This window comes from Bacillus altaicus (genome assembly GCF_042136375.2).
Taxonomy (GTDB): domain Bacteria; phylum Bacillota; class Bacilli; order Bacillales; family Bacillaceae_G; genus Bacillus_A; species Bacillus_A cereus_U.
The window spans coordinates 2,604,761-2,628,292 of record NZ_CM143394.1 but is presented as its reverse complement, the minus strand read 5'-3'; the positions used below and the strand labels follow the sequence as shown (position 1 = coordinate 2,628,292).

Below are 23,532 nucleotides of genomic sequence, written 5' to 3'. Positions count from 1 at the left end.
TGCGTGTACTTACATAATGTCGAATATAATTTATTTTTATCTTTTGTATTGCAAAAAGGCACATACTCTCTTAAAATGTTTCTTTATATTGCATGGAGATATCATTATTATTTTAAAATAACAATATCAGACCGATATAATTTATGATAAAAGGAGCCAGATTGAGTTATTATGGACAAACAAATTGGATTCATCGGATGCGGAAATATGGGAATGGCTATGATTGGCGGGATGATAAACAAAAATATAGTGTCTTCAAATAAAATCATTTGTTCAGATTTAAACACTACGAATTTAAAACATGCTAGTGAAAAATATGGACTAACTATAACAACTGAAAACAATGAAGTAGCTAAAAATGCTGATATTTTGATTTTATCAATTAAACCAGACCTATACGCATCAATAATTAACGAAATAAAAGAAGTAATCAAAAACGATGTTATCGTCGTAACGATCGCTGCAGGAAAAAGCATTAAAAGTACTGAAGATGCTTTTGATAAAAAGTTGAAGGTTGTACGAGTAATGCCTAATACACCTGCTCTTGTTGGAGAAGGAATGTCTGCGCTATGTCCTAATGAAATGGTGACGGAAAAAGATTTAGAAGATGTATTAATCCTTTTCAATAGTTTTGGTCAAACAGAGATCGTAAGCGAAAAATTAATGGATGTTGTAACATCTGTAAGTGGTTCTTCGCCAGCATATGTATATATGATTATAGAAGCGATGGCAGATGCAGCTGTATTAGATGGTATGCCAAGAAATCAAGCATATAAATTCGCAGCTCAAGCTGTGTTAGGCTCTGCAAAAATGGTACTAGAAACAGGAATGCATCCAGGTGAATTGAAAGATATGGTTTGTTCCCCTGGCGGAACAACTATAGAAGCTGTAGCAACATTAGAGGAAAAAGGCTTACGAACAGCCATCATTTCAGCTATGCAGCGTTGTACGCAAAAGTCTGTTGAACTATCCGGTCAAACTAAAAAGTAACAACTGCAAAAAAGACCAGATTAGCTGAATACACAAATCTTTAAACAGCTTTACACTTTATGCACATGTGGTTTACATACTCCCCTGTTTCCACTAAAAGATAAACGGACAAATTCATGAATAATTGAGTTTGTCCGTTTTGTATTTTATTATCTCAAAATAACTTCATGACTCTTATTGTTATTTATTTTGCAGATTAAGATACTCTTGTTATTACGTTAACATCATTTTCATGTCTATTGAAATATTCTCAGGGACTAAGCATAATATCCATTAAAAAAGGTTGTGGTATCAATCGTCTCAAATTATTAACATAATAATTTTATCATCTTCTTATATTAATACCTACTATTTCCTAATCCACCTCCATTACAATTTAAATCATTCAAGTTTTCTCCATATCGTGCATCTACTAGTTAAACAAAAACTCCCCTTAAATCGAAAATGATTAAGGGGAGTCAGTCATATTTGATGAAGTTATAGTTTTGATTTTACTGGAATAGAAACATTGTTTTTCACTAATTTTTTAACGTCTTTAAAGGTAACAAAATTGTTGTTTTGCTCATCCCAAAGACGGAAACGGATTGACCGCAAGCTTGTAGCAAGAGTAATCGTTGGTACATTTTTTAAAGGAAGCGTATTATTGTGTGCCTCTTCTAGTTTATAGTTAGGTACTCTTGGACTTAAATGGTGAACATGATGAAATCCAATATTACCAGTTAGAAATTGCAGGATTTTGGGAAGTTTATAAAACGAACTTCCTTCCACTGCCGCTTTCACATATTCCCAATCTTTATCTTCTTCAAAATAAGAATCCTCGAATGTGTGCTGTACGTAAAACAGCCAAATACCTATTGAACCTGCTATTAAGAATATGGAACCGTGTACTAAAAGAAACGATTGCCATCCGATTGCCCAGCAAAGTAACCCTACTAAAGCAACAATTAAAACATTCGTCAAATAGGTGTTCATGCGTTCCTTCTTTCTAGCACCTTTTCGGTTAAATCTATTTTTAAGTAGGAAAACATAAATCGGACCTAATCCAAACATAACGAATGGGTTGCGATATAAACGATATGCTAAACGGAGTCTAAATGGCGCTGCTAAATATTCGTCCACTGTAAGGGTCCAAATATCTCCTGTACCTCGCTTATCCAAATTACCACTTGTAGCGTGATGAATAGAATGCTCATGCCCCCATTGATCAAACGGGAATAACGTTAACACACCCATACATGTCCCTACTATTCTATTTGCACGTCGACTTTTAAAAAATGAATAATGGGTGCAATCATGAAAAATAATGAAAATTCGTGTCATAAATCCAGCGGCTAACAGAGATGGAACTAACGCTAACCAATAAGAAACGGACAAACTTTTATAAGCAAGGTACCATAAAATAACAAATGGAACTATCGTGTTGATAAGTTGCCAAACGCTTTTTTTAATCGTTGATTTTTCAAAAGGAGCAACTTGTTTTTTTAAATTTTTAGTATTTTGTAAGGTCATTTTTTCTAATTCCTTTCTTGTATGTTGCTAATTCGTATTATAACACATCGTTAGTAGTAGGTGCTATACGTAGGTATAATAAATATTTTATACTATGAAAACCTCTTTTTTCTTACTCATTCCTTACAAATTACTTACGTCCAGAATAGCTTCTATTATAGGATAGAAGGAGCATTTGTGCCGGGAATTTCGAAATTTTTCCCAATAAATATATTAATTAAAAAGAAACACAGAGTTTTTTCACTTCTGTACTGCCCCGTTTCCACAATAAGAAGTGAGCATATCATAAGTCGGTGAACGTAATGTTCACTTGTTGCAACTGATTTTATCGGAACTGGATCTATTTCATGAAACAAATCAAATTACATTTAAAATAAAAAACTAGTCTATTTTGAAAACTTCCTTCACTTTTATTTAACTGTTATTCTATATAAAATATAAAAATTTAATGTCCGTTTATTTAATTTTAAATATATGATATATTCAAAATATTAATCGTACAAAGTTAATAAAATGAAAACAAGGGAAATTTATGAAAAAACGCATTTTATATTCATACTAAAATCACAGAGTTTTTAGTATAGAAAGGAGATTCAAAATTTGAATAAGAATTTAACCAAAATTACATTAATAAGCGGTATCGCTCTTATACTTTATCATTTTTTTAAATGGTATTTAGTTGAATTCCTTACCCCATTTGTTATGCCATTTCTTTCAATAATAGTTCATGGATTGTTTTTCTTAATATTAATTTTCACAATCATACATCTCATCAAATACAAAAATTGGAAACCGTTAATTATTCAACTAATCATAGTAATTACTTGGATATGTATACCATTTAATGAGATTTATATAAATTTAGATTTTATTATCTATAAAGAAGACCGTGAAAAAGTTATAGCACTTATAGAACATAAAGAGTTAACTCCTAATGTTCATTATGATAGTAAACAAATTCATTTACCTAAACAGTTTGCATCCACTTCCAAAAACGGTGGGGATGTAATTATTCAACAAAATAAAAATGGTATTTCTGTTTTCTTTTTTACTTATCGTGGTATATTAGATAATTTTTCAGGATTTATTTACACACCAAATGATACTAGACCAAACAAATACGACTTTAATAATGAATATAAAGAAATCACAAAAATAGAAAAAAGCTGGTATTATGTCACATCATATTAAAGAACACAAAGATTTTCTTTTAATTATATTAAAAACATACCGTATTTATAGAAAGGGAATACTTGTTCTGTACTGTATTCCCTAATTAGACCCGACACGAATTCTTGTCGTATTAGCTCATTCAAGGTGATGCAATTTTTTTACAAGCGATACATCTTTTTTATCATATAGATCGCTTTAACGCCACTCAATATAGAGGTTGCTGTTTCAAATGACTCGAACCCTAACATAGGAGTAGCATCACACATCCATCAACTTAAGAATTTTCTCAGTTTGGATTATTTGTTTTTCTCAGCTTGATTGTGACAGGGCACTACCAACAAAAAGCAATTTTCGTACGCTAAGCGATCTTTTATATAAAAAAGCCGATTTCCTGTAAATTAAAGGATAATCGACTTCTTTATTGTTCATTTAATTGTAGTATTTGAAGACACTTTAAAAATATTCTCACCTTAATTATTATCTAAAAAACAATCCGTTTCTCAGTTTCTGAATCAAAGTAATGAACTTTTTCCATGTTTAATCCGAGCTCTATATTTGATTGACTTTGCACATCTAAAGATGTGTCCACACGTGCTACAAAGGATTGTCCATTAATGTTAGAATATAGATATGTTTCTGCTCCCATTAATTCTGCTACATCAATCGGTACTGTTACTTTTGCGTTATATGGTAAAGCTTCGATTGCTTTTCCATAATAAAAGTCTTCTGGACGTATTCCTATTATGATTGCTTTATTTGTATATCCCTTATTTCGCAAGCCTTTCATCTTCTCTTCTGGTACTTCAATTTTCCACTTATCAATCATAACTGCATTATCTGCTAATACTCCTTTGAAAAAATTCATTCCAGGAGAACCAATGAATCCGCCGACAAATACATTCTCTGGATTATCATACACTTCTTTCGGTGTACCGACTTGCTGTATAATCCCATCTTTTAGTACAACTAAGCGCGTCGCCATCGTCATAGCTTCAATTTGATCATGCGTGACATATACAGATGTCGTTTGTAGCTGTTGATGTAATTTTGTAATCTCAGCACGCATTTGAACGCGCAATTTCGCATCTAAGTTTGATAAAGGCTCGTCCATTAAAAATACTTTTGCATTTCGAACAATCGCTCGTCCTAAGGCAACACGCTGGCGCTGCCCACCTGAAAGTGCTTTTGGCTTTCGGCTTAAATACTGCTCAAGTCCAAGAATTTTTGCTGCATGTTGCACACGTTGGTCAATTTCTTCTTTACTATACTTTCGTAGTTTTAATCCAAATGCCATGTTTTCATACACACTCATATGCGGATAAAGCGCATAGTTTTGAAATACCATTGCAATATCTCTATCTTTCGGTGTAATATCATTTACACGTTTTCCGTCAATATAAAAGTCGCCCTCTGAAATCTCCTCAAGTCCTGCAATCATACGTAATGTTGTAGATTTCCCACACCCTGAAGGGCCAACCAAAACGATAAATTCTCCATCATTTACTTCTAGGTTAAAATCTTTTACGATTGTCACATCATGATCATATTTTTTGTAAATGTTTTTGAATGATAGTTGAGCCATAATATCCTCCTAGAATTCGAGCTATATTTATAGATATTGTTAAAAATTATGATGACATGAATTATAAAATCTTCGAAATATCCTTCATACTGTCTAAAATATAATCCGCTTTTCCTTCTAAATCTTTCTTGCTGCTCGCACCCGATAAGACTCCCACTACTTTAATGTTACTATTTCTCGCAAATGTAACGTCTGTTAATGTATCACCTACCATAAGCACATCTTCTTCAGTTAGTGAAAATTTTTCTTTAAACATATGATAAAAGTCACTTTCAGGTTTTGTTCTATTCACACCATCATCTGCACCTAAAAAATCTACATAATCATATAACTCAGTCATTTTCAGAGAATGAATAGCTGCATCAACATCGTCTGCCGTAACAACCCCAATAATATACTCATTGTCTTTTAAATATCGTAACGTTTCCTTTGCACCTTCCACTTCTGTAAATACAAGATCATCTGCTGTAGAGTACTTTTTGAATAGAAGACATACATTTTGAATGAAATCCTCTTTATCCACATATTGATTTTCTAACAACGAATACCATGCAGCCGCAATAAAGTAATTTGTGCGACAAGCTAGTAAACTCGTACTCTCAAAATCGTTATCATTCATACCAATAATCGTTAAGTAGTCATCTCGTTTACTTTTTTCATTTGGATGCGTTTGAAATATATCATCTAACACACGATGCACAATTTTGTACCAAACTGAATCTAACTGTATTAACGTTCCATCTTTATCAAAAATAATCGCTTTATTCACCTTTTATTCCCCCTATAACTTCATTCCATGTTTTTATATTTTTATTCTGAACTTTATTATGAATAGGATTAATAAACGCTACTAATTCGTCCTCTTCCCATCCCTCAACTCTAGCGTACGCCCCTTCATTTAAGGAGAATGCAAAAGTTGCATCGCTGCCGTATTCTTTTTCAATCGTTCTTCCATTTATAAGTAGTCTCCACTCACACGGTTTATCTGTTTGAACGTTATAAATAATATTTCCTTTAGCCTCATCGCCGACAGCAATCGTTTCACCTTCGTTTTGAATATCTATCGCTAGTTTTCTAAATCGAGAGAAATAAATTCTTCCGTTTTTGATCGCAAATTTCAAGTTTTTAATTGATAAACCGTTACATAATACATATGTTCCTGGATCACCGTAAATGGATGGGTCTTTTGATCCTGGGAATGTTTTAGATGGATGTAAATGAGAATCACTTCCTCCTATTCCCCAGATTTTAAGACCATTTGACCACATTTGATCGAAACAACGCAAAGCTTCTAAAGTAGATGATTTACTTTTTTTATACGTTGGATCACACATAATTTCCATCGTATGAACATTTTCTAAGTTAATATTAACTTGGTTCGCCCAAGGCTTCATAAATGGATGATTCACACTCAATAAATACCCTTTTTCTTTCATGAGTGAAAATAGTACATTCATTTTTTCAGCACTAAATGATTCATCTACATACTCTGTAAAATCAACAAATTCTCTTATACCAAATATGTTGTAATGACCATAAGGAGTTGTGAGTTCCATAGATGGTATAATTAATGTGTTTCCTTTTTCATAAGATGGCATAACAATATTGTGCTCCGTCGCATATAAAAAATCTAATTCTTGTTTTTCACATACTTTCATTCCAAGTTCATCATCTATCTCGCCATCTGTTAAATCTGTATGTTCATGAAAATCCCCTTTGTACCAGCGATGCTCTTCATTTACTACCTTATTAAAACGGTCTTCATCGATAAAAACATTGCCCTTACAAAAATGCTCTCTATTATACTTTCGTTCCAACTGATCATTCACTTCTATATTTACTGTATAGTCAACTTTTCCCCCAGTAAATTTCACTACTTTCTTTGCACAATGAGGGATATATACGACTTCTAATTCCCAATTACCTGACTGTATGTCTCCTCCAATACAACCAGCAGAACAAAACTTTGAATCTTTCGAAACGACTAGTTTTTCATTTACAATTGGAGTTTGATATTGTATACGTACATAACCGTTAGGATCTCTCAAGATTAGTAAAAGCGGAATCTTTCGGTTATCCCCTTGATCAATAGTTAAAGTAAAGTTTGTAATATCAGTTTCATCTATTTGGAAACAATGTTTATTTTTTATGAATGGAGAAAGTGTTATCGTACTTGTTATTTCGATCATAGTTCTCACACCTTTTCAAGTGAATTTTAGAGGCACTTCCTTCGTTCAAAAGCACCTCACGTTCGTACTACAAACAGGTTTATTTCTTCTTTTTCAGAACTTTATCTAATTCTTCTTGCGCAACTTTAGCTGCTTCATCTAATGCTTTTTTGGCTGGAACTCCTTCAATCTCTACTTTATCTTTAGCTACATTTAAAGCGTCATTGATTTTCCCGCCCGTTGGATCTACAAATGTTCCCACTCCATTATTGTTAGCTTGTTCTAACGGAACTAATGCTTGTGGTTGTTTTTTAACAAATTCAGCATATGGACCGTACTCTGTTACATTGTTACGAACAGGAATATAGCCTGTTGCCATTGACCATTCAGCCGTTTTCTCCGTACTTGTCGCAAATTTCATAAAGTCATATGCACCTTTTGCTACTTCTGGATCAATATTTCTCGTTAATGTGAATAAATATGTTTCTAATTTTGGTGCTGGTTTATTATTACCCCAAGCTGGTTGTGGCAATGCGTCAAACGTGTTAAGACGTTCTTCTTCCGTCATTCCTTTACCTAATGATTTGAAAACAAATCCTTGGTCACCAGATGATCCTGTAAACCCTAATGTTCTGCCTTCTACTAAATCAATTACTGTTTTATCCCAATATTCCCATCCAGTACCACCTGAATGTATTTTCATAATTTTATCTTCATGAAGCCATGTGCGGAATTTCTCCCATACCGTAACCCAAGTATCATCGTTAATTAATACTTTTTTACCATCTTCACTTAATACATTGCCACCAGCACTACGGACTGCATCAATTAAGTTTGATGTCCCCCACATTGGCATCCAGCCAGCATATGAAACATTTCCGTTTTCACCACGTTTTGCGACTGTTTTTGCTACCTTTTCTACACCTTCCCACGTCTTTAAATCATCTTTTGTAAAGCCATTTTCTGCTAATGCCTTTTTATTGTAATAAAAGATTTGTGTTGTACCGTAAAAAGGCATTCCATATAACTTCCCGTCAATTGTTGCTTGCTCCATAAAACCTTTTCCGTAATCTTCCTTTTTAAAATCAGTATCATTTTTAACAGATTCATCTAAAGGTACGATTAACTGTTTTTTAACATATTCTTGAATGACGTCTGAACCTAGTAATGCGATTGCTTCTTGGTTATTCGCTGCAAATCCACTTTGTAGCTTTTGATAAGACTCATCGTAGTTACCCGCTTTCGTCGTTTTCACTACATATTTTTCCTGACTTTTATTGTATTCTTCCACGATCTTGTCTACACGATCTGCAAGAGAACCACCCACTCCATTTATGAATGGAACAACAACCTTCTCGCCTTCTTTACTTGCTTTAACCGTACTTCCTTTTCCGCCTGAACAACCCGCAAGTGCACTAACAAACAATGTTAAAACTGTTAGAAGCATGAATAGTTTTTTCATCCCACATATCTCCTTTAATATTTAATTACCCCTTTATTCCTGAATCAGTAACACCAGATAAGAACCATTTTTGTAGAATTAAAAATACGATTAAGAGCGGCACCGTTGCGATTGTACTTGCAACCATAATGTGTGACCAATCTCGTCCTAAAGAACTATTAATGAAATAATCAGCAATTCCATTCGTAATTAGTTTTTGTGTATTATCTTTCAAAATAAGAGCTGGCCAAATGTAATTATTATAGTTACCAATAAATGTGACCAATCCTAGAGTTACAAATGATGATCGTGTCATTGGAAAAATAATCTTCCAAAGAATTCGCCAATCACTCGCTCCGTCAATTTTGGCTGCTTCTACTATTTCAAAACCAACTTTGTGGAACGTTTGTTTCAAATAGAAAATACCGAATACGCTAACAGCCATAGAAATCATGTATCCAAAATGTGAATCAAGCAAACCAAACTTCCCTAACATTACATATACAGGAACATACGATACAGCTCCAGGGATCATATAGGTTGCCATCACAACACTAAACGTAAGATTTTTACCTTTAAACTTATAAAATGCCAACATATAAGCAAAAAGCGCTGACGAAACAAGTACATATATAGTAATGATGAAAGAAGTATAGAAACTATTAAATAAATATGTGCTAAATGGAAGTATATCTAATACTTGCCGATAATTTTCCCAGTGAAATTCCTTAGGCCAAAAACCTCCTTGTAATACTTCACTAGATGTTTTAAACGAACCAAGCACCATCCATATGAATGGAAAAATAAATAGTATACTTGATAACGCTAGAAAGAGATGCTTTACGATTAATGGACCTTTTTTCATATTATTCACCTTAATAGTTCACCCACTTGTCACCTATTATTTTGTTTATAACAGATAGTAGTATTGTAATAATTAGTATGATAAATGCGATTGCTGTTGCAGATCCCATATCAAATTGTTCAAACCCTTGTTGGAAGAATAAATAAAGTAACGTACGCGTCGAACCACTAGGTCCACCTTGTGTTAAAATTTTTATTTGATCGTAAGCCTGCACTGAAGAAATTGTATTGACAACAACTAAGAAGAAAGTTGTTGATGAAACCATTGGCAGTGTTACATATCGAAATTTCTGCCATGAATTTGCTCCATCAATACTCGCTGCTTCATATAAACTATCTGGAACTTTTTCTAATGCGCCAATATAGAAAATCATCGTCCAACCAACTAATTTCCAAACTGTCACAATAATGACTGCTAACATCGCTGTTTGACTACTTTGAAGCCAGTCCAAACCTGGTATCCCGAAAAAGTTTAGAACTTTATTAATAACTCCAAATTGAGGTTCATATAAAAGTGACCACACAATGGATACAGCTATTGTTGGCGTTACCCAAGGTGAAAAGATCATTAATTGGTACAATGCAGAACCTTTGAATTTTTTTCGGAAGAATAATGCGAATCCTAAACCTAATGCAATCGTTGGAATCACTGTTCCAATTCCGAAATAAAACGTATTTAGCAATGCTTGCATAAAAGAATCTTGTGTAAATAAATTGAAATAGTTTTCTAAACCAACAAAGTTAAAATCATTCGTCATAAAATCCCAATCAGTAAAACTAATACCTAAACTAATGAAATTCGGAATAATCCAAAATAATATTAGAGGTATTCCAACTGGTATCAAAAAGAACACAGCTTTTGATAGTTTTATTTGCATTCTTGCCACCTCCTAATTCATATTGTACGAGTATATTATTAACGCAATGTTGTTAATTTGTTAACTAATTGTAAAAGCAACAAATTAACAAAATAAAACAACATATAAACAATAAAAGAAGACTATTTCTCAACTTACTAAGAAATAGTCTTCTTTTTGTTTTTCTATACTGTTATTACTTCTACCCCATTACTTGTTAACACATCTTGCCACGCCTCATCGAGCTTAGCGTTTGTATATAATGCATCTATATCACTAAAATTCCCGCTTTTATAAAACTTTGTTAAATTAAACTTTGACTCATCTACCATCATTACAACTTGTTTGGCATTATGCTTTAACTGCTTATATATTTGTGCATCTTCAATATACGAACATGTTAGTTCTTTTTCTAAAGAAATTCCATCACACGAAGCAAATAACTTATTAACAGTGAAATGGTCAAGATAGTTTAACGTCATCTCCCCAGACAATGCTAATGAATTTGTATTCAATATTCCTCCAATGACTATTAACCTGCAATCAAAGGAATCATATTGTTCTTTAAGCTCAATAATTTTATTTACAGCTGGTATCGAGTTTGTTAAAATCGTCAAATTCTTTTTATCGTGTATGTAATCCAAAATTTGCATTGTGGTTGTCCCAATTTCAATTGCGATAATATCATTATCTTCTACGAGTTTACTTGCTTCCATTGCAATTTTTCGTTTTTCTTCAATATTCTCAGCTCGGCGCTTATCAAAATGAAATTCTAGTGTTTGATCTTTTTTCTTAATTGCGCCACCATGTATTTTCGTAAGCTGCCCTTCCTTGTGCAACATATCTAAATCTCTTCGTATCGTTTCTGTTGTAACATTTAATACCTTCGCCAAATCATTCACCATAACTCGGTTGTACTTTTCTAACTCATCTAGTATGTATTTTCTTCGTTCAAATTGCGTGTACGATTTCATTTCATTAACACCTCTTCAAATTACGAAAAATATTGTTTTTCTAAAAACTCTTATTATTAGAACGACTTAATCGTTACTTTTAACATAACATCATTTACAGAAAGAAGGAACGATTATCTTCACTATATTTCGTCAAAGGAACAATGATATATCACCATACTTTTTTATTACAGGAAGTCTATTTGTTCGGCACCCCTTTTTATAAAGAGCAGCACTTTTTATTTTCATCTAAAATCCAAATTGGTTTAACAATAAAAACAAGATTATAATAAATAAAAATTTATTGTTAAACGATAAATTTCATGTTAGATTAAATAGATAATTAATAAATGAGGTGCTTTATATGAAACAAGGATCAACACTCTTTTTAAAGACAGTTATTATTCTGATTGGAATCCCTGTTCTTGCTTTATGTATATTTTTAGTTCCTAACATAGGGAATTATGCAGCGGAATTGTATCCCGATATTACATATATAAAATATCTTATTTTAATCAATCTGTATGCAACGGTGGTACCTTTTTATTTCGCTCTGTATCAAGCTTTTAAACTTGTAAGCTTCATTGACAAGGGTAACGCTTTCTCGAAATTATCTGTTAGAGCTTTAAAGAAGATAAAAAACTACGCAGTAACAATCAGTATTTTATATGTGGTAGGTATGCCACTCTTCTATCTTGTGGCGGAGAGAGATGATGCACCAGGTATTATTATACTTGGTATGCTCCTAATCTTTGCTTCAATGGTTATCGCAGTCTTTGCTGCCGTTCTCCAAAGACTTTTAAAAGATGCGATAGATATAAAATCAGAAAATGATTTAACGGTCTGAGGTGAATAACATGGCAATAATAATTAATATTGATGTAATGTTAGCTAAACGAAAAATGAGTGTAACTGAACTTTCAGAGAAGGTTGGTATTACAATGGCTAACCTTTCTATATTAAAAAATGGAAAAGCAAAAGCAATTAGAATTACAACTTTAGATGCTATTTGTAAAGCATTAGAATGCCAACCTGGGGATATTTTAGAATATAAACCTGAAATCTCTGATGTAGATCATGAATAAACAGAGTACCCGCCATTAGGTACTCTTCAACAAATAAGTATGGCGCTCCAAGTTCCACCTCATATGATAACTCGTCCCACGAATTCATCATATGTTTGTCTTATTAGAATGTCCACTGGTTTAATGTTTAATTTCTATATAATAAAGAAAACATACTAAACTAAGAGTAGTAGTGCAGACCAAGGCATTGGTTGCACTACTATTTTTATATAGTAGAAGTGAAGAAAAGATTGTGGGTGCTTTGGGATTCTGAATCCGTAAAAAAGCTGATCTTCTTCACTTACCTTATTTGAATCAGTTTTTAGTATGTTGGTCCTCGAGATCGTGAATCGATAAGTGTAACTATACGTCAGGAGAAACCTTATGAGACGCGTAATTGCATTTGATATCATGTATTCTTTTACAATAAGAGTCTTAATCCAAAGAACACTTTTGGAAGAGTGCGCTTTTAGGTTTGAAAGAATAAAAATCTGAATCCCGTATATACTGTGAATACGCCAATCTGTAACATTGATTTTTCCTCCAAAGCGGAGCAGTTAGCTTTTGCTATCTGCTCTTTTGTATTGATCTAATAATAAAATTTTGTTCTTATTTCTTTTTCACACCATATACTTCTAACCTAGACGTTTCGCTCATAGAGTTACCTCCTATCTTAAAGAGCACCGTGAGTAAGTGCTCTTTTTTAGTTTCCCCTTTTCTAAAGAATGAAATTTCTATACCGTTTCCCGAAAAAATATTTAAATATCCAAATTTCCAAACATTACGTATAAATAGTATGTTAGTATTAATACGAAGATATTTACCAACTAATTTTTATGTCCTAGTCTTACACCATACTAGGGCATATTTATTTTTAACGAATTTAATACTCTCTTCTTTTAAAATAAAGTTTTTTTCAAATGATGACCCTATTCATTTGGACACATTTACCAGTTTTTCCACCAAAAAATTCATGATATTTTTAATTAGTCGAGTACGTCATTACTTGACGATTACCCTTAGGAGCCCCGCGGACATACGGGGTTTCTTTTATTTAAATAAGGATTTTGTTTTAAATGTCTTCCCCTTCAACATCCCAGCTACCCTTAATCAATTTACCAACTTAAATTGATTCCTTTTATTCTTAAGCTTTGTTTTCTTTCATAAAAAAAGCTTGTCTCTTTACTCCAAATAAGCTGTTAATAAACGCTTGTCTCAATCTTTTATATATTTTTTTCATATCTTATATCATGTAAATTAATAACTGCCCCTGTAAAGTAGGTGAAATATTTGAGTCGATATAAAAAAGAACCACATATACCTTTTCAATGTTTAATCCCATTACCTGAAAGTGGAACAACTGGAAATACTGGTCTTGAATCGGCATTTAGGGCCATTAAAACTACTGATCAGTCCGTATCCGCAAATGTCCTTTCGATAATTACATTTGAAACCATAGAATTTGATTTAAATAACGAATATGATAGGACGTCTACTTTCTCACCACAACAAGATGGTGTATATTTAATTATTGCTGCTGTAACTTTTGAACCAACAGATATATCAGTAAATTATGTAACTCAAGCATTAATATCCGTTAATAATAGTTTTATAGCTGGTAGCGATAATTTTATGGGTGGAAATTCTGGGTTTCTAAATGCTGTAAACCCCTCTACTATCGTCCAATTGCAAGCTGGCGATGTAGTCAGAATCTCCGCTAGTAGCAGTGTAGCTGGCCAATTCCTTGCCGTTTTATCTCATTTTGAAGCGACTAGATTACCATCTCCAGCATCAAATCCTAGTTCTCCAATTACTATTTCATCCTCAAAAATAAATAAACAAACTTTTGATAAAAAACTCTAGATTTATATGTGAATATTATTACCTTAATAAAATATTGCGAGTATAGATACCAAACTAAGATTGGTATCTTCCAAAACACATCTTGTTTCTCACAGAGAACCTCAAAGTAATTCACACATATAATCACATAAGAAAACGCTGTTGTTAATTCATGATTTATATGGCAAATAGAAGGTATAAAAGGTTCTTATTAGGTTGAATGAATTTCTAGTTTTGCACATACGTTTCCCTTGAAAGAATTAATCCACTATAGTTTTTTGATAAAACATAGAATAAAACCTCTACTTTTCGAGTAAAAAAGTAGAGGTTTATTCAAACTAATTATAATGAAAGCTCTCTATCAATAACCACTTTAAAAAATTCGGAGTAATGCGACAAAGACCACTCCGCTATTACATTGTTACATATTATGTATTATTAAATCCGCCCTCTCCCTCGGCGATTCCTTTTCCAAATAATAATCCTCAGCCTTCCAATACCTATTTTGAAACTTTGAAAGGTTCCTCTGCGTTTCTACACTTTCACGTAAAAACCTTGTCTCTCTTGAACAATCCAAATACACCATATAATGAAAGAAATCTCTCCATTCTTTCCGCTGAAGAAAAACTCCTTCTACAATTATTACACCTACTAAAGGAAGTTGTATTTCTTTCATTTCACATGAGTCTGTTTCAGACTGATAAAAAGGTAATTCTAATTCAATGTCGCTTTGTAACTTTTGAAAAAGGTTTCGCAGCAACCAATCGATATCCCACTGAAGGTTGTAATACTCATGCCACTCTGCAAATCCAGTATTATATCGCTTGTTACGCTCGGTAATGTGATCATCAATATGAAAAATATGAAACGGGATTCCATTGCGTTTCATATTTTCTTCTAATTTTTTAACCAACGTTGTTTTACCCGAACGACTTAGTCCGTCTATACCTAGTATAAATCGCTCATCCTTTTGTTCCTTAATAACTTTCATTATTTCATTTGTGCTCATTACTTTTGCCAATCTTCTTTTAATAATGAATAAACGACCGTGTCATGAGCAACATCATTTTGAATCATATATTTCCGAAGTAATCCTTCTTCTTGAAATCCGATTTTTTTTAATAAATTACGGGAAGCTTCATTTTCTATATATACGACAGCTGCAATTCTTATAAAGTGCAACGTTTCAAATCCGTAAGCTAGCATTGCTTGCAGTGCTTCGGTTGCGTATCCTTGTCCCCAATATGTATCATCTAGCTCATAACCAATTTCAGCTCGTTTATGATGATTGTTAATTAAATGAAACCCGCACGTACCAATTAATTGATCCGTACCTTTCTTCTCTATCCCCCAGCGAAACACACTTCCCTCTTCATTACGCTTTCTAAACGTTTGAATAGTTGTTTTCGCTTGCTCAATATTTTCGAAAGAGTCCATTCCAAAATAACGAATAACGGATTCTTTTGAAAAATAATGGAACATCGTTTCTGCATCTAATAGTGTAAGTTCTCTTAATAGTAAGCGTTCTGTCTCTAATCTTGGAAACCCCATCCTCTTTTTCTCCTTCTATTCTAAAGAACTACAAATTTCAATATAATTACCGTCTGGATCGGCAATGTAAGCAATTGTTTGTCCCCACGGTTTTACGATTGGCTCAACTAGAACTTTAACCCCTTGTTCTTTTAATTTCTCAATCGTTTCCTTTACATCTTCTACAACAAACCCTAATTCAAAATGAGAAGATTGTAGTACACCTTCTGTAAGAGGTAGTCCTGTTAACTCCTTAACATCCTCTCGCGTATTCATCGCTAAAATTGTTGCTCCTGTTTCAAATTCGATATATGTACCGTGCTCTGCTCTTATTGGTAATCTTAAAATTTCTTTATAAAACTGAAGACATTGCTCAAACTTTTCTACATATAAAATAATGTATTTCATTTTTAAGTTCATACTTATTCCCCCTTTACCTTCACCTCTAAAAATTCGACAAATGTTTTTAAAAACCTTGTACCTTATAGAGCCGAGCACAAAAAAATGAGGCCGATTTCTCGGCCCCCCAGCTTATTGGCATAAAACAGGAGATTTGGTTTGGACATAACCAGTTCTTACATTTATTATATTTTATTTTTTCTGAATTTTAAATATAATAAATACCTATTTATGTTGAGAAAGTTTTTTTACTTGCATAAAATCATACCGCTTAAGAAATGCTACAAATGGAGGTGTATACATATGGAACCAATGCTATGTCCAAGTTGTAAAACGAACCGAACTCGCTTTAATATTCTTGAGCAACAAGTAAAACCAGTAAAATTAAATCCGCAAACTGGTCAAGTAGAAGAAGAATACACAAATGAAACGATGAACGCTTTTCATATGGCTTATCAAGGACCTACTTACCGCGTCCAATGTGCTGTATGCGGGCTTGTTGAAAACCCAGAGCAATTTATAAAACCTGCGCAAAATCAGTCTTTCTCTTGAAAAAAAGTTGCTTGTGTTTCAAGCAACTTTTTTTGTAATCTCATTCTGCACTTACTTTAGACTCTCTGTAATATTACTTTTCCTTTCAATAGGAATAGTCGAACAAGCACAAATAAATCGATCAACATGTGTATAAGCATAGATGGATAAATTGATCCTGTTGCAACATATACTCTTCCTAACATGAAACCTAAAATCGTTGTCCCGACTATACCTTTCCAGCCTTGATAAAAATGTGCTAAACCAAAAATGATTGACGAGATAACTAGTACCCCTATTGTCGATAGCGCTGGGAATAGTTGTGATAAGTAATTCATCATGAAAGAACGAAATAATAGTTCTTCTGTTACGCCTGCTGTAATGCAAATAAAAATCCATAGTATTGATTCCCGGTAATTACTGGGGAGCATTTCTGAAACATCACTCATTTGTTTCTCTGTATACCTTTGAAAAACTTTATTTTTCTTTAAAATAATCAACGGCACTATCAAACCAATACATACACCTATCAACCATGATATATTCATATTTCCAAATTGCTTACTTATCGTAGAATTAACATTTGGTAGTTTGAGTCCATATTCCTCAAATGGGATGTCGATTGAGTATGATGTTATTAGCATAATGACAGTTAACCCCCACAGTAAACTCATTGTTCTTATATAAAATGAAACTCGTGCATTTTGGTTTATTTGTATATCTTCTTTCAACCTATTATACAGACGCTTTCCAAGAATCCCTTCGCCTAAGGTCAAATATATAAATAACATAGTCAAAATAATCATTTCAATCCCCCCTTACTTTATTTTTAAAGGATTTCTTTTTTTAATTTCTTTATTTTCCAAAATAACCTTACAAATATATACACATATATACAACCTAAAAATCCTATTAAACCTTTTATAAAAGTTGGAATCCTAACTTCCGAAGAACCTAGGAAACTCGGAGACATGCATAGCATTGCAAGTAAAAAGACAAATAAAAGAAATTTAAATAAGTCCTTAAACTTTTCAATTTTCGTCTCTTTTTCCGAATATATATCTGGCAATTCATTATCATCACCTATGTCTTTGCAAAAGTAGTGCCACTTGGTGAAACTAGTTACATACCTCCAACCAGACATTTCATATATTTCGAAATATTCTTTTTGTTTTTCTATTGAAACTCGGTAATCTAGTTTAAAATCAGCTTTATATACAACATCTCTAGGCTCTGTTTTCTTAAAGGTATACATCATATTATATTTTTGTAATGCCCAGCCTTGTTGATGCATTTTTCTTAAAAAAGTTTCTTCTTTTTCTAAACTCCATGCCGCGAAAAATTTCATTACCCTCTTTATCTCCATCTTCCATTCACTCCCCTAATATACTATTTCCATTCCTTACAGATCTCTGCAACCTGTTATACTCTAGCTCTAACACTTCTCTACCAAGTGGTGTTAACTCATAGCATTTCTTTCTATCGGTAGATGCTACCTCGACAATTAACTTCTCTTTTAATAACTTCGTCGTATTCCCGTATAAAGTACCAGGACCGAGCTTTACTTCCCCATTTGTCATCTCTTCTACCATTTGCATAATTCCATAACCATGCATTGGCTTTACAAGTGACAACAATATGTAATATGTCGCCTCAGTTAATGGAATGTATTTTTGCGCTTTCCCATTCATTATAACTACCTCCGATACATCGCCTTATGATATATCGACTTACGATATATCATATACCGATATTGTATAATCATATTCCAAAATATGCAAGTGCAATTTTAAAATTAAATATCCATCTCTTCGGATTAAAAAATCATATTAATTTTCTGAATAATTTGTTAAAATATAGAAATATCCACTTTTATTTTGAAAGGAATGATACATATATATGATAACTAAATTGAAAGAAAACATAGGATCTGTTTTTGTCGGTAAGGAAAATGTAATTGATTTACTCCTCGTTTCACTGCTTGCTGACGGACATGTACTTCTTGAAGACGTGCCTGGCACTGGAAAAACATTACTAGCAAAAACAATTTCTAAAAGCATTGGTGGTAATTTTTCTCGCGTTCAATTTACCCCTGATGTACTTCCGAGCGATGTAACAGGTATTGAATACTTTAATCCGAAAACTAGTGAATTCGAGTTAAGACTTGGACCAGTCGTGACAAACATATTACTTGCGGATGAAATTAACCGCGCGATGCCGAGAACACAGTCTAGTTTGTTAGAAGCGATGGAAGAACGACAAGTAACGCTTGAAAAGCAGTCTACTCCTCTTCCGAAACCGTTCTTTGTTATTGCGACGCAAAACCCGATTGAATCACAAGGAACTTTCCCGCTTCCAGATGCACAACTTGATCGTTTTTTAATGACGATTTCAATTGGTTATCCGGCTCCTGAAGATGAATTAAAAATGATGCGCCGTTTTCGTAACAATGCACCACTAGAAAGCGTCACATCTGTCATTTCTTTAGAAGACATTTTAGAAGCGCAGAAACAAGTGAAAAAAATTTTCGTATCAGAGGCGCTAGAACACTACATTATTAAACTTGCGCAAGCTACCCGAAATCACGATTACATTGCTAACGGTGTAAGCCCGCGTGCCACATTAGCTTTAGTACGCGCAGTTCAAGCACTAGCTTTTTTACGCGGCCGAGAATATTGCACACCTGAAGATATACAATTTTTAGTTCCTTCCATTTGGAATCACCGTATCGTCTTGTCAATGGAAGGAGCTTTACGTACGACAAAAAATGAATTAATGCAAAGGATTTTAAAAGAAGTTGACGTACCCGTGGAGATTGAGCAAGCATGAATGGACAGCGCGTTGTAACTGTGCCTTTATTTTTTCAAATCCATATTATCCAACTAACTGTACCGGTCGCTTTACTATTTACCGTATTTTTCCCACAACGATTTCTTATGTTTCTCTTTTTCTTCTACTATTTATTTGCGATTTTCATTTATAAATATGTCGCTTACATAGAGAAAAGATTTCAAGTTATAAATGAAAAACAAACAACTCGGCTTTTCCCTGATGAATCCGGACAGTTTTTTATTCATTTAAAAAATGGAGCAAATATACCACTCGTTAATGGTGTTTGTTATTTTCATTTAAATTCTTCCCTTATACCGCATAAAGATCAAGGGATTGAACAAATATCAAAAACGTTATTTTCTTTCCCATTTTCACAACCTGCTCATTCAGCGCAAAAATGGGATTTAACATTAACCGCAACGAAGCGTGGTGTCTTTCAAATTGAACAATTTGAATGTGTTTTAAAAGACCCTTTTCATTTATTAACTGTACATTTACCTGTTTTCGATAAATTAAAGACTGAAATTATTGTATACCCTACTCCTAAAGAAGTAGCCGGTTTACAAGAACTGCAGCAACTATTAACAGGTTCGTATCGAACGAATTTCTCTTTTTACAATGATGAAACATCCATTATCGGTGTTAAACGATATGAACGTGAATCTTTCCGCTCTATTCATTGGAAAGCATCTGCTAAAATGCAGGCGTTACAAGCGAAGCAATATGAACCTGTAAAAAATTATAGTTGGACGATTTGTCTTTCTTTAGCTGCTGATCGCGGATTCGGCTGGAAAGAGAATGTAGAAGACCTTATTTCATTTACAACATACATTTGCCAATACGCAGCGAAGCATCAAATTCCGTTTGAGCTATTTATTAGTGTATTAGCAGAAGGTGGTCCTTTGCTTTTACCTTTAAACGAAGGACAAACACATTACGGGAAGGCTTTAGAGGAATTGGCACGTATTTCAGATGATAGTACGCTTCTTCCGAAACAAGGATTTCTTCACTATGTAACGAGAAAAAGGGAGCGCTCATCTACAATGATATACATTGGTTTGCAGAAAAAGGAGCTCCCTCTTCTATCTCAACCTACGTTCCTCATTAATAATGAAGGGATGGTGGAAAAGCTTGAAAACTTGGCTCTATCACGTTAATGACTTTATTCTGCTCCTCCTTCTTTCATTATTAACGGAAAGAGATGAACTCATTGGTATTGCTATATTTTTAGCGACCGGTTATGTAGGAGTATTTCTTATTCATAAACTAATGAAGAAAAAAACAACAGGATTCGTAATACTGTTAGTTATTCAAATAGTCGGTTTTTCTTTATTTTTACCTTTTTCTCTTTTTGGCACAATTATATTACCGCTATTTTTCTTTATCGTACATGCGGTCGGGCCTGGATATCCAGTTCAAAAATCGTTAGGCGGTATTGTATGGTTTGTCGTCTCAGCTATATTTTACGTCCCCTTTCCACCATTGTGGAAATTGTTACTATTAGCTTTACACATTATGATTACATTTTGGTTAACCGGGGCGAATCGTAAACAACAACTATTACGTTTTGCTTCTATCATTACGATTGGTGTAATGAGTATATTAATTGTTCAAGTGTTCCCTTTTATTCGACTTATGTTTAGTTTTATGACGGAAGTTATCGCGTTAGGAGTCGGCTATGCTTTAATGCCATTAATTAAAGCAGCTGAAATGAAAGATACAGAAGGAGTTTGGGCAAATAAAGGGCATCTCTTAAAACCTCAAATTGAAGACGGTAAAAAACTTCCTGATTTTGACCCCATACTCATAAATAGCGCTACAATAATACTCTGTACAACCATCGCTATTTACGTCGTTTGGAAAATAGTAAAAAAACGAAAACATTTAAGTTTACCAAACATGCCAGTCTTCGAATCTACTATCATTACTGATAAAGAAGGAATCGGCCAAAAACGCTTCAAACGAAATAAACCACCAAATAACGAAATTCGAAAAGAAATTTTCAAACTAGAGAGTAAGCTATCTCCTCCTTTAAACCGAGAACGAGGAGAAACTGTTGAGGCGTGGTTAGAAAGAGTAAATCATGAAGAAGATGTAAATATTAAAAGTCATATTATTATAGATGCTTATAATGCAGTAAGATATTCGAATCGTGAGGATATGATACTACTTCAAGAATTTAAGGAAGAGGTTCATAAGCTTTATGCTTATCAGAAGAGTTTGAAGAAGAAGAGAAAATGATGTATACAAAAAGGCTCCTATTAAACTAGGAGTCTTTTTGTATACAAGTCCACGTTGCTTTTCAAAATTTATGCTTTTTTCCCTGCTTCAATTTCTAAAGATTCTTCATGCCACCAAAGTGTTTCTTCAGGGTCTTCTTTAGCGATTAGATGTGCTTCTTTCTTCGATTCTACGGTAGGATAAGATCCTTTTAATGCACGTCCTGATGTTGTAACAAACAGTACACTAAATGCAACTAATCCAATTACACTTACACCTGTTAAATAAAATGCTGGTGCCAGTGGATTACCAGTAGCATGAACTAAGTATGAACATACAAGCGGCGTTGTACCACCGAATATAGATACAGAAATATTAAAGGAGATAGAAAGTGCACGATAACGTACATCGGTGAAAAAGAGTGCTGGTAATAACGAAGGCAATGTCCCTTCATAAACACTAAGGAAGAAACCTAAAATGAAAATACCCGCAAACATGGCTACAATATGTCCGTTACCAATTAATAAAAATGCTGGAATTGAACATAATGCTAAACCAATTAAACCAATTTGTACTACGCGTTTATTACCAATTTTATCACTTAATTTACCGAAATAAAGTGCCAGTGGAATCATAAGTGCCATCGTAATTGAAATAATTAATAAGCCAGTTGTTTCTTTGACTTTTAGTACTTGTGTTAGATAAGAAGGAATATACGAAAGGATCATATAGTTTGTAATGTTAAAGAAGGCAACAATTACTGTGCTTAATAAGAAGTCTTTTTTGTGATATTTTAATATATCCATAAATGAAAATTGTTCGTTGTCTTCAGATTCCTCTTGTGCTTTTTCCATCTCTTGAAAGATTGGAGATTCATCTAAATGACGTCGTAAATATAAACCGACCAAACCAATTGGTGCAGCAATTAAGAAAGGAATACGCCATCCCCAGCTGAGCATTTGCTCATCTGTTAATAATAACGTCAAAATGGTAACAATTACCGAGGCAGCAATGTAACCTGAGAGTGTTCCAATTTCAAGACCACTACCGAGTATACCACGCTTTTTATCTGGAGAAGATTCTGCGATATAAACCATTGCTCCTGAATATTCGCCGCCTGTAGAGAAGCCTTGAATCATTCGAGCAATTAAAAGTAGTATTGGTGCCCATACACCAATTTGTTCATAGGTTGGTAGTAATGCGATGAATAATGTAGAAAGTGCCATTAAAATAATAGTTGTACTTAAAACAATCTTTCGGCCGTATTTATCTCCAATTCTACCAAAGAAAATACCTCCAATTGGTCGAACTAGAAAGGCCGCCGCAAATGTACCAAATGTTAGTACAAGTTGCAAACCACTATTATTCACACCTGAGAAGAATAATTGACTTAAAATTACCGCTAAATACGCGTATAATCCAAAGTCAAACCACTCCATTGCATTCCCAATGCCAGTAGCAACAACTGCTTTCCTCGCTTGTTTAGGATTGACAATATTAACGTCTTGAGGTTCAAAATTTAAATCATTATTTTGTTGCATATAATAAAACAGCTCCTTATTTAATTTAACTTCTTT

24 protein-coding genes are annotated in these 23,532 nt (G+C 33.5%); 9 read left to right on the top strand and 15 right to left on the bottom strand.

Features of this window, described 5'->3' with window-relative positions; all coding sequences use genetic code 11:
* Window positions 1-171 precede the first annotated feature (171 nt).
* Window positions 172-990, top strand: coding sequence for a pyrroline-5-carboxylate reductase (proC, locus tag ACE38F_RS13705; RefSeq protein WP_375368834.1), 819 nt, complete (start codon window positions 172-174; stop codon window positions 988-990).
* A gap of 477 nt (window positions 991-1,467) precedes the next feature.
* Here proC and desA read toward each other — a convergent pair whose 3' ends face one another.
* Complete coding sequence (desA, locus tag ACE38F_RS13700) at window positions 1,468-2,499, bottom strand: Delta(5) desaturase DesA (RefSeq protein ID WP_375368833.1); 1,032 nt, start codon at window positions 2,497-2,499, stop codon at window positions 1,468-1,470.
* Between the two features lie 600 nt (window positions 2,500-3,099).
* Between desA and ACE38F_RS13695 the strand changes: the two genes are divergently transcribed.
* Complete coding sequence (locus tag ACE38F_RS13695; protein WP_060750431.1) at window positions 3,100-3,690, top strand: hypothetical protein; 591 nt, start codon at window positions 3,100-3,102, stop codon at window positions 3,688-3,690.
* Window positions 3,691-4,153: 463 nt separating this feature from the next.
* Here ACE38F_RS13695 and ACE38F_RS13690 read toward each other — a convergent pair whose 3' ends face one another.
* The 7 genes from ACE38F_RS13690 to ACE38F_RS13660 form a co-directional block, all read right to left on the bottom strand.
* Window positions 4,154-5,254, bottom strand: a complete 1,101-nt coding sequence (locus ACE38F_RS13690) for an ABC transporter ATP-binding protein (protein ID WP_375368832.1) — start codon at window positions 5,252-5,254, stop codon at window positions 4,154-4,156.
* A 61-nt stretch (window positions 5,255-5,315) separates the two neighbouring features.
* Complete coding sequence (locus ACE38F_RS13685; RefSeq protein ID WP_375368831.1) at window positions 5,316-6,023, bottom strand: HAD family hydrolase; 708 nt, start codon at window positions 6,021-6,023, stop codon at window positions 5,316-5,318.
* Window positions 6,016-7,443, bottom strand: coding sequence for a CehA/McbA family metallohydrolase (locus ACE38F_RS13680; RefSeq protein ID WP_375368830.1), 1,428 nt, complete (start codon window positions 7,441-7,443; stop codon window positions 6,016-6,018). Before ACE38F_RS13680 ends, ACE38F_RS13685 begins: the two co-directional genes overlap by 8 nt.
* 79 nt (window positions 7,444-7,522) lie before the next feature.
* Complete coding sequence (locus ACE38F_RS13675; RefSeq protein WP_375368829.1) at window positions 7,523-8,884, bottom strand: extracellular solute-binding protein; 1,362 nt, start codon at window positions 8,882-8,884, stop codon at window positions 7,523-7,525.
* A gap of 25 nt (window positions 8,885-8,909) precedes the next feature.
* Window positions 8,910-9,728, bottom strand: a complete 819-nt coding sequence (locus ACE38F_RS13670; protein WP_375368828.1) for a carbohydrate ABC transporter permease — start codon at window positions 9,726-9,728, stop codon at window positions 8,910-8,912.
* A gap of 10 nt (window positions 9,729-9,738) precedes the next feature.
* On the bottom strand, window positions 9,739-10,605 hold the full coding sequence (locus tag ACE38F_RS13665) for a carbohydrate ABC transporter permease (RefSeq protein WP_002200097.1): 867 nt from the start codon (window positions 10,603-10,605) through the stop codon (window positions 9,739-9,741).
* A 164-nt stretch (window positions 10,606-10,769) separates the two neighbouring features.
* Window positions 10,770-11,558, bottom strand: coding sequence for a DeoR/GlpR family DNA-binding transcription regulator (locus ACE38F_RS13660; protein ID WP_215553452.1), 789 nt, complete (start codon window positions 11,556-11,558; stop codon window positions 10,770-10,772).
* Window positions 11,559-11,901: 343 nt separating this feature from the next.
* Here ACE38F_RS13660 and ACE38F_RS13655 point away from each other — a divergent pair, with 343 nt between their 5' ends.
* The 3 genes from ACE38F_RS13655 (at window position 11,902) to ACE38F_RS13645 (ending at window position 14,464) form a co-directional block, all read left to right on the top strand.
* Window positions 11,902-12,384, top strand: a complete 483-nt coding sequence (locus ACE38F_RS13655) for a DUF2975 domain-containing protein (RefSeq protein ID WP_375368827.1) — start codon at window positions 11,902-11,904, stop codon at window positions 12,382-12,384.
* A 10-nt stretch (window positions 12,385-12,394) separates the two neighbouring features.
* Window positions 12,395-12,622: a helix-turn-helix domain-containing protein gene (locus ACE38F_RS13650; protein WP_341306452.1), complete on the top strand. Its 228-nt coding sequence runs from the start codon at window positions 12,395-12,397 to the stop codon at window positions 12,620-12,622.
* Window positions 12,623-13,891: 1,269 nt separating this feature from the next.
* Window positions 13,892-14,464, top strand: coding sequence for an exosporium leader peptide (locus ACE38F_RS13645; RefSeq protein WP_215553454.1), 573 nt, complete (start codon window positions 13,892-13,894; stop codon window positions 14,462-14,464).
* A gap of 400 nt (window positions 14,465-14,864) precedes the next feature.
* Here ACE38F_RS13645 and ACE38F_RS13640 read toward each other — a convergent pair whose 3' ends face one another.
* From ACE38F_RS13640 to ACE38F_RS13630, 3 genes are read right to left on the bottom strand one after another with little or no spacing between them, the layout of a single operon-like run.
* Entirely contained in the window at window positions 14,865-15,452 is a 588-nt protein-coding gene (locus tag ACE38F_RS13640; RefSeq protein ID WP_375368826.1) for a kinase, read from the bottom strand.
* Window positions 15,452-15,994 carry a GNAT family N-acetyltransferase gene (locus tag ACE38F_RS13635; RefSeq protein WP_215553456.1) on the bottom strand — a complete coding sequence of 181 codons (543 nt, stop codon included), beginning with the start codon at window positions 15,992-15,994 and terminating at the stop codon, window positions 15,452-15,454. Before ACE38F_RS13635 ends, ACE38F_RS13640 begins: the two co-directional genes overlap by 1 nt.
* Before the next feature lie 15 nt (window positions 15,995-16,009).
* Window positions 16,010-16,393 carry a VOC family protein gene (locus ACE38F_RS13630; protein WP_002084828.1) on the bottom strand — a complete coding sequence of 128 codons (384 nt, stop codon included), beginning with the start codon at window positions 16,391-16,393 and terminating at the stop codon, window positions 16,010-16,012.
* A gap of 282 nt (window positions 16,394-16,675) precedes the next feature.
* Between ACE38F_RS13630 and ACE38F_RS13625 the strand changes: the two genes are divergently transcribed.
* Window positions 16,676-16,924: a hypothetical protein gene (locus tag ACE38F_RS13625; protein WP_000433610.1), complete on the top strand. Its 249-nt coding sequence runs from the start codon at window positions 16,676-16,678 to the stop codon at window positions 16,922-16,924.
* A gap of 56 nt (window positions 16,925-16,980) precedes the next feature.
* On the opposite strand, the gene ACE38F_RS13620 is transcribed toward ACE38F_RS13625, so the two are convergent.
* The 3 genes from ACE38F_RS13620 to ACE38F_RS13610 are packed head-to-tail and all read right to left on the bottom strand — an operon-like array spanning window position 16,981 to window position 18,594.
* A complete protein-coding gene (locus ACE38F_RS13620; RefSeq protein ID WP_215553457.1) occupies window positions 16,981-17,709 on the bottom strand; it encodes a CPBP family intramembrane glutamic endopeptidase in 729 nt (242 codons plus the stop codon).
* Window positions 17,710-17,732: 23 nt separating this feature from the next.
* Complete coding sequence (locus ACE38F_RS13615) at window positions 17,733-18,269, bottom strand: DUF2812 domain-containing protein (protein ID WP_375368825.1); 537 nt, start codon at window positions 18,267-18,269, stop codon at window positions 17,733-17,735.
* A 7-nt stretch (window positions 18,270-18,276) separates the two neighbouring features.
* Complete coding sequence (locus tag ACE38F_RS13610) at window positions 18,277-18,594, bottom strand: PadR family transcriptional regulator (RefSeq protein WP_375368824.1); 318 nt, start codon at window positions 18,592-18,594, stop codon at window positions 18,277-18,279.
* Window positions 18,595-18,802: 208 nt separating this feature from the next.
* Here ACE38F_RS13610 and ACE38F_RS13605 point away from each other — a divergent pair, with 208 nt between their 5' ends.
* From ACE38F_RS13605 to ACE38F_RS13595, 3 genes are read left to right on the top strand one after another with little or no spacing between them, the layout of a single operon-like run.
* Entirely contained in the window at window positions 18,803-19,732 is a 930-nt protein-coding gene (locus ACE38F_RS13605) for an AAA family ATPase (RefSeq protein ID WP_375368823.1), read from the top strand.
* The gene (locus ACE38F_RS13600) at window positions 19,729-20,892 is read left to right on the top strand and encodes a DUF58 domain-containing protein (protein WP_375368822.1); all 1,164 of its coding nucleotides are present in this window, start codon (window positions 19,729-19,731) and stop codon (window positions 20,890-20,892) included. The genes ACE38F_RS13605 and ACE38F_RS13600 overlap by 4 nt, the downstream gene beginning before the upstream one ends.
* Window positions 20,867-21,976: a DUF4018 domain-containing protein gene (locus ACE38F_RS13595; protein WP_375368821.1), complete on the top strand. Its 1,110-nt coding sequence runs from the start codon at window positions 20,867-20,869 to the stop codon at window positions 21,974-21,976. The genes ACE38F_RS13600 and ACE38F_RS13595 overlap by 26 nt, the downstream gene beginning before the upstream one ends.
* Before the next feature lie 68 nt (window positions 21,977-22,044).
* Here the strand turns inward: ACE38F_RS13595 and ACE38F_RS13590 are convergent, their stop codons facing one another.
* Window positions 22,045-23,496, bottom strand: coding sequence for an MFS transporter (locus ACE38F_RS13590; RefSeq protein WP_375368820.1), 1,452 nt, complete (start codon window positions 23,494-23,496; stop codon window positions 22,045-22,047).
* Between the last annotated feature and the right edge of the window lie 36 nt (window positions 23,497-23,532).

Excerpts from the sequence above, each read along its gene's own strand:
- proC (WP_375368834.1), top strand. The coding sequence starts at position 172 with ATGGACAAACAAATTGGATTCATCGGATGCGGAAATATGGGAATGGCT.
- desA (WP_375368833.1), bottom strand. The coding sequence starts at position 2,499 with ATGACCTTACAAAATACTAAAAATTTAAAAAAACAAGTTGCTCCTTTT.
- ACE38F_RS13690 (WP_375368832.1), bottom strand. The coding sequence starts at position 5,254 with ATGGCTCAACTATCATTCAAAAACATTTACAAAAAATATGATCATGAT.
- ACE38F_RS13680 (WP_375368830.1), bottom strand. The coding sequence starts at position 7,443 with ATGATCGAAATAACAAGTACGATAACACTTTCTCCATTCATAAAAAAT.
- ACE38F_RS13675 (WP_375368829.1), bottom strand. The coding sequence starts at position 8,884 with ATGAAAAAACTATTCATGCTTCTAACAGTTTTAACATTGTTTGTTAGT.
- ACE38F_RS13670 (WP_375368828.1), bottom strand. The coding sequence starts at position 9,728 with ATGAAAAAAGGTCCATTAATCGTAAAGCATCTCTTTCTAGCGTTATCA.
- ACE38F_RS13665 (WP_002200097.1), bottom strand. The coding sequence starts at position 10,605 with ATGCAAATAAAACTATCAAAAGCTGTGTTCTTTTTGATACCAGTTGGA.
- ACE38F_RS13660 (WP_215553452.1), bottom strand. The coding sequence starts at position 11,558 with ATGAAATCGTACACGCAATTTGAACGAAGAAAATACATACTAGATGAG.
- ACE38F_RS13655 (WP_375368827.1), top strand. The coding sequence starts at position 11,902 with ATGAAACAAGGATCAACACTCTTTTTAAAGACAGTTATTATTCTGATT.
- ACE38F_RS13650 (WP_341306452.1), top strand. The coding sequence starts at position 12,395 with ATGGCAATAATAATTAATATTGATGTAATGTTAGCTAAACGAAAAATG.
- ACE38F_RS13640 (WP_375368826.1), bottom strand. The coding sequence starts at position 15,452 with ATGAGCACAAATGAAATAATGAAAGTTATTAAGGAACAAAAGGATGAG.
- ACE38F_RS13635 (WP_215553456.1), bottom strand. The coding sequence starts at position 15,994 with ATGGGGTTTCCAAGATTAGAGACAGAACGCTTACTATTAAGAGAACTT.
- ACE38F_RS13630 (WP_002084828.1), bottom strand. The coding sequence starts at position 16,393 with ATGAACTTAAAAATGAAATACATTATTTTATATGTAGAAAAGTTTGAG.
- ACE38F_RS13625 (WP_000433610.1), top strand. The coding sequence starts at position 16,676 with ATGGAACCAATGCTATGTCCAAGTTGTAAAACGAACCGAACTCGCTTT.
- ACE38F_RS13620 (WP_215553457.1), bottom strand. The coding sequence starts at position 17,709 with ATGATTATTTTGACTATGTTATTTATATATTTGACCTTAGGCGAAGGG.
- ACE38F_RS13615 (WP_375368825.1), bottom strand. The coding sequence starts at position 18,269 with ATGGAGATAAAGAGGGTAATGAAATTTTTCGCGGCATGGAGTTTAGAA.
- ACE38F_RS13610 (WP_375368824.1), bottom strand. The coding sequence starts at position 18,594 with ATGAATGGGAAAGCGCAAAAATACATTCCATTAACTGAGGCGACATAT.
- ACE38F_RS13605 (WP_375368823.1), top strand. The coding sequence starts at position 18,803 with ATGATAACTAAATTGAAAGAAAACATAGGATCTGTTTTTGTCGGTAAG.
- ACE38F_RS13600 (WP_375368822.1), top strand. The coding sequence starts at position 19,729 with ATGAATGGACAGCGCGTTGTAACTGTGCCTTTATTTTTTCAAATCCAT.
- ACE38F_RS13590 (WP_375368820.1), bottom strand. The coding sequence starts at position 23,496 with ATGCAACAAAATAATGATTTAAATTTTGAACCTCAAGACGTTAATATT.